Below are 13,487 nucleotides of genomic sequence, written 5' to 3'. Positions count from 1 at the left end.
CGTTCGCTCCGGCGCGGACCGGGCAGGCGTAGCGTGGAATCAGTTGCTCCGGCGGTCCCCGGCCGGTCAGGGTCGGCGCAGGCCGGACACGCCGGTGTGCGCGCAGGCCGCGAGGAGGCCGCCATGATCGTCGATGCGGTGCTGGGGGCCCTCGGAGCGCTGGCAGGGCTGGGGGCGATCTGGGCGGGCCTGAGCATCAGGGTCGTCCAGCAGTTCCAGAAGGGCGTGGTGTTCCGCTTCGGGAAGGTGCGCGACGAGGTGCGCGATCCCGGGCTGGTGGCGCTGATGCCGATCGCGGACCGGCTGCGCAAGGTGAACGTGCAGATCGTGACGATGCCGATCCCGGCGCAGGAGGGCATCACCCGGGACAACGTGACCGTGCGGGTGGACGCGGTGGTCTACTTCCGGGTGGAGGACCCGGTGAAGGCCACGGTCAACGTGCAGGACTACAACTTCGCGATCTCCCAGGTCGCGCAGACCTCGCTGCGCTCGATCATCGGCAAGAGCGAGCTGGACGACCTGCTGGCCAACCGGGAACCGATCAACCAGGGGCTGGAGTTGATGATCGACAGTCCGGCGCTGGGCTGGGGCATCGAGATCGACCGGGTGGAGATCAAGGACGTCGCGCTGCCGGAGTCGATGAAGCGCTCGATCGCCCGGCAGGCGGAGGCCGAGCGGGAGCGGCGGGCCCGGATCATCACGGCGGACGGCGAGTACCAGGCCTCGGAGCGGCTGTCGGACGCCGCGGCGGTGATGAGCAAGACCCCGGCCGCGCTCCAACTGCGGCTGTTGCAGACCGTGGTGGAGGTGGCCGCGGAGAAGAACTCGACGCTGGTGCTGCCCTTCCCGGTGGAGCTGCTGCGCTTCCTGGACAGCGCGACGGAGGTCCAGCAGCGGAACCTGCTGACGGCTGCCGCGGTCGCGGCCGGGGCGAAGGCCGTGGAGGAGGCGGTGGAGAGCGGCGAGGTGTCGGAGGAGGAGCTCGAACCGGAGCAGCCCAGGCACGAACCCCCGCCCCTGGAGGAGGTGTTGGAGAAGTCGCCGCTGGTCGGTCCGGAGTCGCCGGACGGCCGGGTCGGGCAGGGCGGCCGGGTCGAGGAGAGCGGCCGGGTCGAGGAGAGCGGTCGGGTCGAGCAGGGCGGCGGGGCCGAGCAGGGCGGCCGTACCGGCCCGGCCGGGGGCGGCTGAGCGCGCCGGCCCCGGTGGCGTCGGTCACCGGCCCGGACCACGATGGACGGGGGAAGGGAAGCCAGGCCAGGAGGCGGACCATGACCATAGCCAGCGACATCATGCACCCGGGCGCCGAGTGCATCCGCGAGCACGAGACGCTCGCGGCCGCCGCCCGGATCATGCGGGAACGCCATGTGGGCGCCCTGCCCATCTGCGGGCCGGGCGACAAGCTGCTGGGGATCGTGACCGACCGCGACATCGTGCTGCGCTGCGTCGCCGAGGGCCGTGACCCGGCGTCGGTGACGGCGGGCGAGCTGGCGCAGGGGCGCCCGATGACGGTGGAGGCGGACGAGGACTGCGAACAGGTGCTGCGGGTGATGGAGCAGTACCAGGTGCGCCGGCTGCCGGTGATCAACCACCCCGAGCACAAGCTGGTCGGCATGATCAGCGAGGCGGACATCGCGCGCGGTCTGCCGCGGGCGCGGGTCGCCGAGTTCGTCTCGGCGGTGTGCGCGGAGCAGGAGCCCGCGGGGGCCGCCCAGGGCTGACACCGTCGAGCGCCCGCGGGCGCGGAAGCCGGTTGCCGGATGCCGGGCGGGTCATCCCAGGGCGTAGACGGCGGTGGCGTGCGCGGCGGGATCCTCGGTGCCCCCGGTGCCGCCGGCGCCGCCGGCGCCTTCGGTGCCCTCGGTGGCGAGGGTGATGTCGAGGAAGGCGAGCCGGCGGCCGAGCCTGGTGATCCTGGCGTGCACCAGGACGTCCCGGGCGAGGACCGCGCGCTGGAAGGTGGTGGACTGCTGGACGGTGGTCATCGGGCCGAATCCGCCGCGGGCCGCGCACAGCGCGATCACGCAGGCCGTGTCGGCGGCGGCCATCAGTACCTGGCCGGACAACGCGCCGCCCTCGCGGGCGAGCCGGTCGGACCAGGGCAGCCGCAGGACGGCGTGCTGCTCGCCGGCTTCGACGGTCGACAGGCCCAGGTCCTGCACCCAGGGCGCGAAGTGGTCGGCCAGAATCCTGTCCGCCTCGGCGGTGGTGAGGGTCATCGCGCCATTGTGCCGGGGGTGTTGGCGCGGTGTCAGGAGGCCGGAGCGGCCAGGGTGTCGAGGTGGCGGCGCAGCACCGCGCGCAGCTCGTCCGGGCCGATCAGGTCGGGGTGCTGGACGGCCTGGAGGGTGAGGCCGTCCAGCAGGGCAGAGAGTCGGCGGGTCTCGACGTCGAGGTCGAGGCCGGGGGCCAGGCCGCCGGAGCGCTCGGACTCGGTGAGGACGCGGCGGACCAGGTCGTCGAGTCCGGCCTGCATCTCGGCGGCGCGGGGCCGCAGGTCGGGCCGGGTCCGGGCGGCGGTGACGAAGGAGAGCCAGAGCGCGGACTCCTCCCGGCGTCCGGCGTCCAGGGGGAGGGTCTCGGCGAGCAGCCGGACGGTCCGTTCGCGCCGGTCGGTGCCGGCGGTGGCCGGGTCGAGCAGGACGGCGGCGTGGGTCCGGATGCGGGCCTCGATCCGGTGGGCCAACTCGCCCATCGCGAAGATCATCAGCTCCGGGCCGCCGGCGAAGTAGTGCCGTACCGAGCCGATGGCCAGTCCGGCCTCCTCGGCGACGTTGCGCAGGGAGGCGTGCTCCAGCCCTTTCCGGGCCGCGACGCGCAGGACGGCGTCGGCGACGGCCTGGCGGCGCTCGGCGGGGTCGACGATCTTCGGCATGTTGCCGTTATAGCACGGGCGAGCTAAATTGCTGATTTAGCACGGTCGAGCTACAAAACTCCGGGGGAGCGGGAATGGACAACTGGGTCTACGTGGGGCTGGTCGCCGCCGTGGTCGTGGTGGTGGTGATCAGGCGGCTGCGCGGCGAGCCGCTCAACGCCCGGGACCTCTTCGCGGCGCCGGCGATCCTCACCGGCCTCGGCGTGTGGGCGCTCGCCCAGCGGCACGGCCTCGGCGCGGCCGACTACGGCTGGATCGCGGCGGGTGCCGCGCTCGGCCTCGCGCTGGGGGCGGTGCGCGGCGCCACCATCCAGGTCCACGAGCGGGAGGGCGTGCTGTGGCAGCGCTACACCGGGCGGACCTTGCTGGTCGCGGCGCTCTCGCTCGCCGTGATGGCCTGCTTCGCCGCGCTCGCCGGGCACTTCGGCCTGGCCCCGGACGCCAGGCCGGTCCAGCTGTCGATCGGCGTGGGCTTCCTGGGGGAGGCCCTGGTGGTGGGCTGGCGCGGGGTCTCCTCGGGGACTCCGTTCGCGCCCGAGCAGCGGGGTTCGAGCCCCCTCGATCGACTCCGGCGGTAACTTTGGTTGTCAGAATGGGACTTGGTAACTAAAGTTGTCGGCATGACGATCGCGGAGATCACCCATGAGGAACAGGCCGAGCTGGCCAAGGCCCTTCTCGACGCCCTCGGCCCCCTTGCCGCCGCCGTACGCGCCCGCGCGACCGGCCTGCCCGCGGAGCGGATGTGGGACGCCGAGCCGGTCGAGGCCGCCCTCTCGGTGCTGTCCGCCTGGAAGCTGGTGGACGCCGAGGTCAAGCGGCTCACCGCGGGCGCGGCCGCCACCGCGGGCTCCTACGGCGCCGGGTACGAACAGCTCGGCGCGGCCTGGGGCATCACCCGGCAGGGTGCCCGGAAGAAGTGGCCGGAGGCCGTCAGCCGTCCGGTGGCGCGCCCGGGATCGCTTCGACTGTTCGGCGGAACAGCCGAGTTGATCGAGGACGCGGCCGCCGGCGGCTGGCGCTGGACGGCCACCGGCGCCGACGGCACGACCGGCGGGGCCGCCGTCGGCCACCCGACCCGGGAGGAGGCCGCGGCGCACGCCGGGGCCTTCCTCGCGGCGCACGCACCCGGCAAGGAGCCGCAGGGCACCCGATAGGGCGTGCCGGAGGCGCCCTCGTCAGCTCCCGGGCCGCAGCTCCCGGGCGATCAGCTCCGCCAGGTGCAGAGCCTGCCGCCCGTCGGCGAGTTGGGAGATCTGGGTACGGCAGCTGAAGCCGTCCGCGAGGACCACCGTCCGCGGCCCGGCGGCCCGCACCTCGGGCAGCAGCACCCGCTCCGCGATGGCCTCGGACACCTCGAAGTGGCCCCGCGCGAAGCCGAAGTCGCCCGCCAGGCCGCAGCAGCCGGATTCCAGCACCCGGTTGTTCAGGCCGAGCCGGGCCTCCACCCGGCGGTCGGCGGCGCTGCCGAGCACCGCGTGCTGGTGGCAGTGCGTCTGGGTGACGGCGTCCAGCGGGATCCGGGGGAGCGGGGCGTCCGGGGCGTACTCGTCGAGGAACTCGGCGAAGGTCCGGGTGCGGTCGGCGAGCGGGCGGCCCTGTGCGCCGAGCAGCCGGGGCAGGTCCTCGCGCAGCATCGCGGTGCAGCTGGGGTCCAGGCCGACCACGGGGGTGTCGGCCTGGATCCCGGCTACCGTCAGCGCCCGCAGGCTGCGCCGCAACACCCGGCGGGCGGTTCCGAGTTGGCCGGTGGAGTACCAGGTGAGGCCGCAGCAGACCGGTCCTGCGGGCAGCCGGACGTCGAAACCCAGGTGCTCCAGCACCTCCACGGCCGAGCGCAGCACGTTCGGCTGGAGGTGGTCGGAGAAGGTGTCCGGCCACAGCAGCACCGGCCGGGCGCCCGCCGGGGCCGGGTGGGCGGCGCGGTGCCGCCGGTACCAGGCGGTGAAGGTCTCCGGCGGGAGGACGGGCAGCACCCGGCGCGGGTCGATCCCGCCGAGCCGCTTGATCGGCCCGCCGGCCCGGGAGCGGGCGATCGTGTTGGCCGCCCCGGGGGCGAGCGCGACGGCCCGCAGCCAGAGCGGCAGCCAGCCCATCGAGTAGTGCGCGAGCGGCCGCGGCCGGTGCCGGTAGTGCTGGTACAGGAACTCGGACTTGTAGGTCGCCATGTCGACGTGGACCGGGCAGTCGCTCGCGCAGCCCTTGCAGCTCAGACAGAGGTCCAGCGCCTCCCGGACCTCCTCCGAACGCCAGCCGTCCGGGACGGCGTCCCCGCGCAGCATCTCGGCGAGCAGCCGGGCCCGCCCCCGGGTGGAGTGCCGCTCCTCGCCGGTGGCCAGGTAGCTCGGGCACATCACCCCGCTGCCCGGGGCCACGCACTTGGCGACGCCCACGCAGCGGTGCACCGCCTTGACCAGGCTGCCGCCGTCCTGTTCGTAGGGGAGGGCCAGCGGCAGCGTGCGGCGCGGGGCGGTGACGAAGCGCAGGTCGGCGTCGAGCGGGCGGGGATCGACCAGGGCGCCCGGGTTGAGCAGGTTCTCCGGGTCCCAGATCCGCTTGAACTCGCCGAAGAGGCCGATGACTTCGGGTGGGTACATGCGTGGCAGCAGCTCGGCCCGGGCCTGGCCGTCGCCGTGCTCGCCGGAGAGCGAACCGCCGTACGAGACCGCCAGATCGGCCGCCTGCTCCAGGAACTCCCGGAAGACCAGCACCCCTTGGGGTTCGTCCAGCGGGAAATCGATCCGCAGGTGCACGCAGCCGTCGCCGAAGTGCCCGTACGGGACGCCGCGCAGGCTGTGCCGGCGCAGCAGGGCGCGCAGGTCCCGCAGGTAGTCGCCGAGCCGCTCGGGCGGGACGGCGGAGTCCTCCCAGCCGGGCCAGGCCTCGCCGCCCCCGGGCAGCCGGGTGACGATTCCCGCGCCGGCCTCCCGGACGGCCCACAGCTGGCGCTGCTCGACCGGGTCGGTGACCAGGGCGACGGAGGCCGAGCGCTCGCGGCGCACCGCGTCGCCCAGCCGGCGGGCGGCCTGGTAGGCGGCCAACGGGGTGTCGCCGCCGGTCTCCAGGAACAGCCAGCACTCGCCGGCGGGCAGCCGGTCCAGGGCGGGCGGGCGCGGGCCGGCGGCGAGCAGCGCGGCGATCAGGTCGGCCGCCATGCCCTCGGCGGTCAGCGGACCGTACGGGAGCAGCGCCGGGACGGCGTCGGCGGCGGCGCCCTCGTCGGGGTAGCCGGCCACCACCAGGGCCCGCGCGGGCGGGTCCTCGACCAGGCGGACGGTGGCGCCGAGCAGCAGCGCGCAGGTGCCCTCGGTGCCGGTGAGCGCCCGGGCCAGGTCGTGGCCGTGCTCGGGCAGCAGGGCGTCCAGCGGGTAGCCGGAGGTGCGGCGGGGCAGTTGCGGCATGCCCTGCCGGATGACGGCGAGGTTGCGGTCGGTGAACTCCTGCAGCTCGGTGTGGAGTTCGCCGATCCGCCCGGGCCGTGCGGCGAGCGCGGCGCGCTCCGCGGCGGTGAGCCGCCCGCCGACGGTCAGCTCGGTGCCGTCCGCGAGCAGCAGCTCCAGCCGCTCGACGTTGTCGGCGGTGCGCCCCCAGGCCAGCGAGTGCGAGCCGCAGGAGTCGTTGCCGATCATGCCGCCGAGGGTGCAGCGGCTGTGTGTGGACGGGTCGGGGCCGAAGCGCAGCCCGTGGGGCCGGGCGGCGCGCTGGAGGTCGTCCAGCACGGTGCCGGGCTGGACGCGCGCGGTGCGGGCCCGCGGGTCGAGCTCCAGCACCGCGCCGAGGTGGCGGCGGAAGTCCAGCACCACCGCCCCCGGGCCGATCGCCTGCCCGCCGATGCTGGTCCCGGCCCCGCGCGCCACCACCGGCACCCGGTGCTCGCGGCAGAGCGCCAGCGCGGTGCGCACGTCGTCGAGGTCGGCGGGCTTGACCACGCCGAGCGGCAACTGCCGGTAGTTGGAGGCGTCCTGACTGTAGACGGTGCGTTCGGCGGCGCCGAAGCGGACCTCGCCGCGCAGCACGGCGGACAGCGCGCGGGCCAGCTCGGCCCCGGGGGCGGCGGACGGACGGCTCACCAGGGACCTCCCAGGAGTACGGCTCCGCCGATGATCGCAGCCGTACCGCCGCACCGGTACCGGGCACGACGGGGTACCGCCGACAGGGTGTCCTGTGGCACGCTCGGCGGTCATGATCGAAGAACCCGCGGCCGCGGACCCGGCCGGCCCCGACGCCTACCTCGCCCGCCTCCCGATCGGCGAGCCGCTGCCCTTCCCGGCGGACGGCGCGCCCTCCTGGGAGATCTTCCCGTACGAGGGCGAGCTGACCGTCCGGGGACTCCGGGCGCCGGAGCTGCCCGAACCGCCCCGGAACGGCGAGGACGGCCCGGAGAGCTGCCCGGACTGTGCCCGGCCGGACACCGACTTCCTGTGGACGGACGAGCACTGGCGGCTCGGCACCACCGAGGAGCCGGACGGACTGCCCGCCACGCTGCTCCTGTGGCCGCGCGCCCACCACGACCTGCTGGACCTGCCGGCCGAACTCTCCGCGGGGCTGGGCCCGATGCTCCAGAGGGTGGAGCGGGCCGTACGGTCGCTCGGCGGCATCGGCCGGGTCCACGTGAACCGCTGGGGCGACGGTTCCGCGCACCTGCACCTGTGGCTGCTCGCCCGGCCGGAGGGGATGTCGCAGCTGCGCGGCTCGACCCTGCCGCTGTGGATGGACGTGCTGCCGCCGATGCCCGCCGGGGTCCGGGCCGAGCGGGCCCGCCGGATCGCCGCCGCGATGGCCGCCGAGGGCGGCGTGGCGCAGGTCTGAGCGGGGTCATTTCCGCCCGGTGAGCGTGCCCCGCGCGATGTGGGAGAGCTTGGCCACCTCGAAGGCCGGGTAGGCGCCGCCCGCCAGCAGCGAGAACTTGATCCCCTCGCGGCCGCCCGGCCGGCGGTGGCCGGGCGGCTGGAAGCGGCGGTGGTGCTCGGCGGCGCGGTGGAAGAACTGCGGCCGCTCGGCACGGGTGACGCAGCCGGCCAGGTCGAAGACGAACAGGTAGTGCCGGATCATCCGGACGAACAGCGCGTCGCGCACCGCGTACAGGTGCGGCTGCTCCTCCAGCAGGGCGAAGCTGCGCTCGTACTGCTCGAACAGGTCGAAGACGCTGCTGCCCGGGCCGCCCGCCGGGTGGACGGTCTCCCGGCGGCGCAGCTGCACGCACTCGCGTGCCAGCACGGCGGCCTTCCGGGCGCCGAGCAGGGCGGCGTGCGCGACCGGGACCTCCTCGTAGCGGCCGGGCGGGAAGGACAGGCCCAGTTCGGCCCAGTGGCCGCGGCGGATCAGCCGGTCCCAGATCAGCGGCGGCGCGCCGAACAGGGCGGGCCGGTCGAAGGGGGCGAACGGTTCGGGGCCGGCCTCGGCGAGCAGGGCCTCGGCCCCGCCCGGCCAGTCCCGGTCCTGGTGCCGGCGGGAGTGGCCGAACAGCAGCACGTCCACCGGGCCGGTCTGCTCGAGCCGGTCGGCGAGCGTCCGGAGCGCGTCCCGGGGCAGCAGGTGGTCGGCGTCCAGGAACAGCAGGTACTCGCCGCTCGCCCGGGCCGCGCCCGCGTTCCGGGCGGCCCCGACCCCGACCGCCGCGGTCAGGTGCAGCACCGACACCCGTGGGTACCGGGCCGCGTACGCGTCGGCGAGCCCGCCGGCCGTCCCGGGGGACCGGTCGGTGACGACGATCACCTCGACGTCGGCCAGGGACTGGGAGAGCAGCGAGTCCAGGCAGTCGGCGAGCTGTTCGTGCTGGTCGTAGGCGGGGAGCACGACGCTGATCAGGGGTGAGGGCATGACGCCGGAGCGTAAGAGGGCCTGCGGACCGTCGCAAAGCCCTGACGGTCCGTAATTCCGATCAATCAGTGGCAAACCGTACGAGTGCGCGCCATATCTTCACGCCGCCTTCCGGACGTGTCCACGCCCGTACCGGCTCCCGGCCTGCGGGAACGCGCGCCGGGGCCCGCGACGCGGGGTGCGTCACGGGCCCGGGGGAGCCGAACCGGTGGTCCGGTCCAGGGCGTGTCTGACCATTCGCGTCGGATCAGGGCGCGGCGTTGGGGTGCGTGCATCGCAAGGCGGAGGAGGGAGCCACTGCGGAGCATTGGCGACCGACGACAACGCGGCGAGGTGCGTGCCCCAACGCCGCGCACCCGGCGGGAATTGTCAGACACGCCTTAGTACCAGTGGTGGGCCTGCCAGAACGACCAGGCGGCGCAGGGGCTGCCGTAGCGGGTGTTCATGTAGTTCAGGCCCCACTTGATCTGGGTGGCCGGGTTGGTGCGCCAGTCGGCGCCCGCGGAGGCCATCTTGGAGCCGGGCAGGGCCTGGACCAGGCCGTAGGCGCCGGAGGAGGCGTTGACCGCGAGCGGGTTCCAGCTGCTCTCGCGGAACACGATGTTGCTGAAGCACTGGAGCTGGCCGGCGGGGACGATCTGCGCGGCGATCTGCTGCGGGGTGCCGGAGTAGGCGGCCGGGGCGCTGGTGAGGTCCTGGCGCTCCTGGGAGCGGGAGGCGGCGGCCTCGGCGTCGGCCTTGGCCTTGGCGTCCGCCTGGGCCTGCGCCTCGGCCTGGGCCTGGGCGGCGGCGTCCGCCGCGGCCTTGGCCTGGGCCTCCTGGGCGGCCTGTTCGGCGGCAGCGGCAGTGGCGGCGGCGTCGGCCGGGACCTGGTCGGCGACCGGCTGGCTGTCCACCGAGACGGCGGCCACGGGGGCGGCCCCGGTCGCGTTCCCGGCCTGCGGGATGGCGAGGGCAGCGGTGGCGGCGCTCGCGACCACGAGGGTGGCGACACCGGTGATCAGGGAGTTGCGGCGGGCATGGCTGAGCTGCATGGGGCGGGCGATCCTTCTCCGTCGGGGGCCGTGCCGGTGGCACCGGGGGCGGGGCGTCGCACGGGCTCCGGGCGGGCGGGGCTCGTGCGGCCGCCCTGGGCGGCCGTGGCGCCCCGGCGGCGGGGCGGGCGGGCCGTGCGGCGGCGGAGGTGGTCGGCTGCGCTGCCTGGCGACGGGCCATTCTTGGCAGGGCCGAGGACGGGTGGCAAAGGCGTTCGCTACTACGCGGCATCGTGGTTGCGGGGCGGCCGCGGCGGGCTTCGATGATGGCTTTGGTGGTATTTGTCCGAATTGCACACCTGAGGTGGAGGTCGGGTCGGCGGCGACGGATCGCAGGGCCGGCAGCCGTGGTGGCCTGTGTTCTTCAGGCGGGGCGGGGTCGTGGGCGGTCCGGCCCGGGTGCCCCGACGGCGCCGGGCGGGGCGTTCGAGGGGGCCCGTCCACTATCGGGGATCGTGGATGGCGATCCTCCTGTGGGCGGGCTCACACGCGGGCGGGGGCGAGGTCGGCGCAGCGTGACCGGCCGGTGACGGCCTCAGGGGGTCGCGTACGGGTTGCCCGGAACGGGCCGCGCGGTGGCGGTGGGGAAGTCGGGGGCCGGGTCCGGCCGCTCCTCCTCCTTCTCCTCCTCCGGTGCGGTCGGGACGAGGTCGCGGGCCAGCAGGGTGGCCCCGGCGACGGCCCCCGGCATGGCGAACACGGTGACCAGCGGCACCAGGAAGGCCAGCACCAGCGGCGTGCCGAAGCCCAGTGCCAGCCCGAGCCGGGCGCGCAGCAGCCGGATCCGCTCCGGCTGCGGCACCCGGCGCCGCTGCAGGGCGACGGCCGTCAGCTCGACGGTCAGGAAGAAGCCGGACACCAGGAAGCCGAGCGCGGGGACCACCGTCTGCCCGACCAGGGGGATGAATCCGCAGGCGAACAGTGCCACGCCGAACGCGGCCACCCGCGCCAGCACGTACACGCTGTCGCGCACCGCGATCAGCAGCTCCCGCCAGAGTGCGGTGTCCGGCGGGGTGGGCGCGCCGCCCTCGGTCTCGTCGACCGCGGCGCAGAGCGCCTCGTAGAAGGGCTGTCCGACCAGCAGGGTGACGGCGGTGAAGGTGAGCAGGGAGAACAGCAGGCCGCCGCCGAAGACGACCGCGGCGAGCGCGTCGCGCAGCAGGCCCCGCCAGGGAGTGCCCCAGTGGTCGGCGAACGGGGTGGCCCAGTCCGCGAGGTCCCGGGACCAGGCGCCGAGGAAGGCGAGCGCGACGACGTAGCCGACCAGCGCGAGCAGGGCCGGCAGCATGCCGAAGCCCCACCAGCGGCCGTGCCGGCCCACCCACTTCTGGCCCTCGACCAGGTACTTCATCCCCGCCGCAAGATCTCGCATGGGCGATCACCCTAGGGCTTCCGTACCCGGAACCGCGCATTGCCGTGTTCCTGCCAGTTCCGACCGGCAAGGGCCACCCCCTCCTGCCGCGCCGCCCGCCGGGCCACTCTCGGTCTTCCCCCACCTGCAAGGAGGATCTGATGAAGCGTCAATTCGGCAGATTCGTCGGCCTGCTGGCCGGCCTGGTGCTCGGCGCCGGCATGCTCGTGCTGCCCGCCGCCGCCTCGCCCGCGCCGTCGCCGAGCGTGGTCGGCGGCACGCGGGCGACGCAGGGCGAGTTCCCGTTCATGGTGCGGCTCTCGATGGGCTGCGGCGGCGCGCTGTACACCTCGCAGATCGTGCTCACCGCCGCCCACTGCGTCGACGGCACCGGTGCCGACAGCAGCATCACCGTCACCGCGGGAGCGGTCGACCTGAACAGCGGCAGCGCGATCAAGGTCCGCTCCTCGTACGTGTACCAGTCGCCCTCCTTCACCGGCGCCGAGAACGGCGACGACTGGGCGCTGATCAAGCTGGCCTCACCGGTGAACAGCAGCCTGGTCAGCACCCTGCCGATCGCCACCTCCACCGCCTACGACACGGGCACCTTCACCATCATGGGGTGGGGTGCCGCGCGCGAGGGCGGCGGCCAGCAGCGGTACCTGCTCAAGGCCTCCGTGCCGTTCGTCGACGACGCCACCTGCGCCCGCGCCTATCCGGGCCTGAACACCGCCGGCTCGCTCTGCGCGGGGTACGTCGCCCAGGGCGGCGTCGACACCTGCCAGGGTGACTCCGGTGGCCCGATGGTCCGCAAGGACGCGGCGGGCCGCTGGGTCCAGGTCGGCATCGTCAGCTGGGGCAACGGCTGCGCCCGCGCGGGCTACCCGGGTGTCTACAGCCAGGTGAGCACGTACGCGGCCGACATCGCGGCGGCGGCGGCCGGCCTCTGAGCCGACCCGCCGGGCCCGGTCCGACCGGTGCGGCAGGGCCGGCCACCACTCCCGCAGGTGGTGGCCGGTCCTGCTGTTCCGCGGCGGACCGGGCGCCGCCGTGTCAGGGCAGGCGCAGCCGTGTCCCGGCCGGGGCCGCCGGGTCCGGGCCGGGGGGCTCGGTCCGGGCGTTCACCGGCGCAGCCACTCCCCGGCCCGCCGCTGCTCGCGGGCGATGCGGCCGGTGGTGGTCGGAGGCAGCCGGGCGAGCAGGGCGAGGGCGGCGTCGGCGTGACCGGCGAGGGCGTGGGCGCCGGCGAGGCGGGCGGTGACCAGGGCGTGGTCGCGCGGGTGGGCGGCCCGGTCGAGGAGCCGCAGGGCCGCCTCCAGCCGGGCCGCCGCGGTGCGGGCGTGGGCGGTGCGGCCGGTGCGCAGGGCGAGGTCCCGGTGGCAGGTGCCGTGGGCGACGGCCAGGACCAGCTCGGCGCGCACCGTCCAGGGCGTCGGCACGCCGGTGAGCAGTGCGGCGCCGGTCAGCCGCCGGGCGTCGGCCAGCGTCCGGTCGGCCTGCGCCGCCCGGCCGGCCAGTGCGTGGGCGTGGGCCTGGACGAGGGCGGCCCAGGCCCGCAGCCCGGGCAGGGGAGGGGCGGTGCTCCGGGCGGCCTCGGCCAGGGCGAGTGCGGTGGCCGGGTCGCCGAGCCACCAGTACAGGGCGCTCTGGCGGACGAGCAGGCAGGCCGCGGTGGCCCGGTCGCCGGTCGCGCGGGCCCACTCCAGCCCGGTGGCGTACCAGCCGAGCGCGCGGGCGGGGCGGTCGCCCTCGAAGTGGGCCCAGCCGGCGAGCTCGGCGTACTGGGCGGCGAGCGAACGGTCGGCGGCGGGGGCCTCGCGGGGGCCGGGGCGCCGCCCGCCGAGCAGGGTGTGGGCGTGGTGCTCCAGGACGGCGGCCAGCTCCTCGCCGCCGATCCGGCCCGCGGCGGCGCGGTAGGCGGCGAGCAGGTGGGCGAGCACCTCGACGGTGGCGGCGTCCGGTGGTGCGGCGCGGGCGGCGGGCGGTGTCCGGGCGGCGGCGCGTTCGCCGAGGCGTTCGCGCTCCTGCCGGACGGTCTGCCAGAGTTCGGCCAGCTCGCCGTCGGCGAGCAGGAGTTCGTCGGCCCGGGCGGGCATCCCCGGCGGCGGCCAGCGGCGGGCGTTCTCCACCCGGCTGATCAGCGAGTCGTGGTAGCCGAGCAGCCGGCCGAACTCGGCCTGGCTGAGGCCGCGGGCCTCGCGCCAGTGGCGCAGCCGGCGGCCGAAGCGCAGGCGGGCGGACTCGGGTTCCGTACGGGGCGGCGGCGGCGGTGGTGGCGGGGCCGGGGGCGGTGGGGGCGGCGCGGGAGTGGGCAAGGGCGGCACGGGGTCTCCCGGAGGGGGCGGGGGAGCGCTCGTGGGGGAGCGTCATGCCCTGGTATCCCCGTTGACGTGCCTTGGTCAAACGAGAGGGG

13 protein-coding genes are annotated in these 13,487 nt (G+C 75.4%); 6 read left to right on the top strand and 7 right to left on the bottom strand.

What is annotated here, in order from left to right:
• Nucleotides 1–123: 123 nt before the first annotated feature.
• Both ACFVUY_RS27925 and ACFVUY_RS27920 read left to right on the top strand, forming a co-directional pair.
• Nucleotides 124–1,188, top strand: a complete 1,065-nt coding sequence (locus ACFVUY_RS27925; protein WP_387734389.1) for a slipin family protein — start codon at nucleotides 124–126, stop codon at nucleotides 1,186–1,188.
• Between the two features lie 80 nt (nucleotides 1,189–1,268).
• Complete coding sequence (locus ACFVUY_RS27920; RefSeq protein WP_359909066.1) at nucleotides 1,269–1,718, top strand: CBS domain-containing protein; 450 nt, start codon at nucleotides 1,269–1,271, stop codon at nucleotides 1,716–1,718.
• Between the two features lie 51 nt (nucleotides 1,719–1,769).
• On the opposite strand, the gene ACFVUY_RS27915 is transcribed toward ACFVUY_RS27920, so the two are convergent.
• Complete coding sequence (locus ACFVUY_RS27915) at nucleotides 1,770–2,216, bottom strand: PaaI family thioesterase (protein ID WP_387734386.1); 447 nt, start codon at nucleotides 2,214–2,216, stop codon at nucleotides 1,770–1,772.
• A gap of 32 nt (nucleotides 2,217–2,248) precedes the next feature.
• A complete protein-coding gene (locus ACFVUY_RS27910) occupies nucleotides 2,249–2,872 on the bottom strand; it encodes a TetR/AcrR family transcriptional regulator (RefSeq protein WP_387734383.1) in 624 nt (207 codons plus the stop codon).
• Nucleotides 2,873–2,946: 74 nt separating this feature from the next.
• On the opposite strand from ACFVUY_RS27910, the gene ACFVUY_RS27905 reads away from it, so the two are divergent.
• Both ACFVUY_RS27905 and ACFVUY_RS27900 read left to right on the top strand, forming a co-directional pair.
• Entirely contained in the window at nucleotides 2,947–3,450 is a 504-nt protein-coding gene (locus ACFVUY_RS27905; RefSeq protein ID WP_387734380.1) for a DUF1453 domain-containing protein, read from the top strand.
• 42 nt (nucleotides 3,451–3,492) lie between these two features.
• Nucleotides 3,493–4,026: a hypothetical protein gene (locus ACFVUY_RS27900; RefSeq protein ID WP_387688363.1), complete on the top strand. Its 534-nt coding sequence runs from the start codon at nucleotides 3,493–3,495 to the stop codon at nucleotides 4,024–4,026.
• Between the two features lie 21 nt (nucleotides 4,027–4,047).
• On the opposite strand, the gene ACFVUY_RS27895 is transcribed toward ACFVUY_RS27900, so the two are convergent.
• Nucleotides 4,048–6,939: an FAD-binding and (Fe-S)-binding domain-containing protein gene (locus ACFVUY_RS27895; protein WP_387734377.1), complete on the bottom strand. Its 2,892-nt coding sequence runs from the start codon at nucleotides 6,937–6,939 to the stop codon at nucleotides 4,048–4,050.
• Between the two features lie 112 nt (nucleotides 6,940–7,051).
• Here ACFVUY_RS27895 and ACFVUY_RS27890 point away from each other — a divergent pair, with 112 nt between their 5' ends.
• On the top strand, nucleotides 7,052–7,678 hold the full coding sequence (locus ACFVUY_RS27890; RefSeq protein WP_387734375.1) for a hypothetical protein: 627 nt from the start codon (nucleotides 7,052–7,054) through the stop codon (nucleotides 7,676–7,678).
• Between the two features lie 6 nt (nucleotides 7,679–7,684).
• On the opposite strand, the gene ACFVUY_RS27885 is transcribed toward ACFVUY_RS27890, so the two are convergent.
• The 3 genes from ACFVUY_RS27885 to ACFVUY_RS27875 form a co-directional block, all read right to left on the bottom strand.
• Nucleotides 7,685–8,689 carry a glycosyltransferase family 2 protein gene (locus ACFVUY_RS27885; protein WP_387734372.1) on the bottom strand — a complete coding sequence of 335 codons (1,005 nt, stop codon included), beginning with the start codon at nucleotides 8,687–8,689 and terminating at the stop codon, nucleotides 7,685–7,687.
• Nucleotides 8,690–9,069: 380 nt separating this feature from the next.
• Nucleotides 9,070–9,723: a transglycosylase SLT domain-containing protein gene (locus ACFVUY_RS27880; RefSeq protein ID WP_387734371.1), complete on the bottom strand. Its 654-nt coding sequence runs from the start codon at nucleotides 9,721–9,723 to the stop codon at nucleotides 9,070–9,072.
• A 535-nt stretch (nucleotides 9,724–10,258) separates the two neighbouring features.
• A complete protein-coding gene (locus ACFVUY_RS27875) occupies nucleotides 10,259–11,095 on the bottom strand; it encodes an EI24 domain-containing protein (RefSeq protein ID WP_387734369.1) in 837 nt (278 codons plus the stop codon).
• 140 nt (nucleotides 11,096–11,235) lie between these two features.
• Between ACFVUY_RS27875 and ACFVUY_RS27870 the strand changes: the two genes are divergently transcribed.
• A complete protein-coding gene (locus tag ACFVUY_RS27870; protein WP_387734367.1) occupies nucleotides 11,236–12,024 on the top strand; it encodes a S1 family peptidase in 789 nt (262 codons plus the stop codon).
• Nucleotides 12,025–12,195: 171 nt separating this feature from the next.
• Here the strand turns inward: ACFVUY_RS27870 and ACFVUY_RS27865 are convergent, their stop codons facing one another.
• Nucleotides 12,196–13,389, bottom strand: coding sequence for a helix-turn-helix domain-containing protein (locus ACFVUY_RS27865; protein WP_387734364.1), 1,194 nt, complete (start codon nucleotides 13,387–13,389; stop codon nucleotides 12,196–12,198).
• Nucleotides 13,390–13,487: the final 98 nt, after the last annotated feature.

Origin of the sequence: Kitasatospora sp. NPDC058063 (assembly GCF_042885395.1) — a bacterium.
Classification (GTDB): domain Bacteria; phylum Actinomycetota; class Actinomycetes; order Streptomycetales; family Streptomycetaceae; genus Kitasatospora; species Kitasatospora lactacystinica.
The sequence above is the reverse complement of the archived record's forward strand: the minus strand, read 5'-3'. Positions and strand labels throughout refer to the sequence as shown.

Bases quoted from the DNA above. Each gene is read 5' to 3' on its own strand.
- ACFVUY_RS27920 (WP_359909066.1), top strand. From the start codon at position 1,269: ATGACCATAGCCAGCGACATCATGCACCCGGGCGCCGAGTGCATCCGC.
- ACFVUY_RS27880 (WP_387734371.1), bottom strand. From the start codon at position 9,723: ATGCAGCTCAGCCATGCCCGCCGCAACTCCCTGATCACCGGTGTCGCC.
- ACFVUY_RS27890 (WP_387734375.1), top strand. From the start codon at position 7,052: ATGATCGAAGAACCCGCGGCCGCGGACCCGGCCGGCCCCGACGCCTAC.
- ACFVUY_RS27915 (WP_387734386.1), bottom strand. From the start codon at position 2,216: ATGACCCTCACCACCGCCGAGGCGGACAGGATTCTGGCCGACCACTTC.
- ACFVUY_RS27910 (WP_387734383.1), bottom strand. From the start codon at position 2,872: ATGCCGAAGATCGTCGACCCCGCCGAGCGCCGCCAGGCCGTCGCCGAC.
- ACFVUY_RS27875 (WP_387734369.1), bottom strand. From the start codon at position 11,095: ATGCGAGATCTTGCGGCGGGGATGAAGTACCTGGTCGAGGGCCAGAAG.
- ACFVUY_RS27925 (WP_387734389.1), top strand. From the start codon at position 124: ATGATCGTCGATGCGGTGCTGGGGGCCCTCGGAGCGCTGGCAGGGCTG.
- ACFVUY_RS27900 (WP_387688363.1), top strand. From the start codon at position 3,493: ATGACGATCGCGGAGATCACCCATGAGGAACAGGCCGAGCTGGCCAAG.
- ACFVUY_RS27885 (WP_387734372.1), bottom strand. From the start codon at position 8,689: ATGCCCTCACCCCTGATCAGCGTCGTGCTCCCCGCCTACGACCAGCAC.
- ACFVUY_RS27870 (WP_387734367.1), top strand. From the start codon at position 11,236: ATGAAGCGTCAATTCGGCAGATTCGTCGGCCTGCTGGCCGGCCTGGTG.
- ACFVUY_RS27905 (WP_387734380.1), top strand. From the start codon at position 2,947: ATGGACAACTGGGTCTACGTGGGGCTGGTCGCCGCCGTGGTCGTGGTG.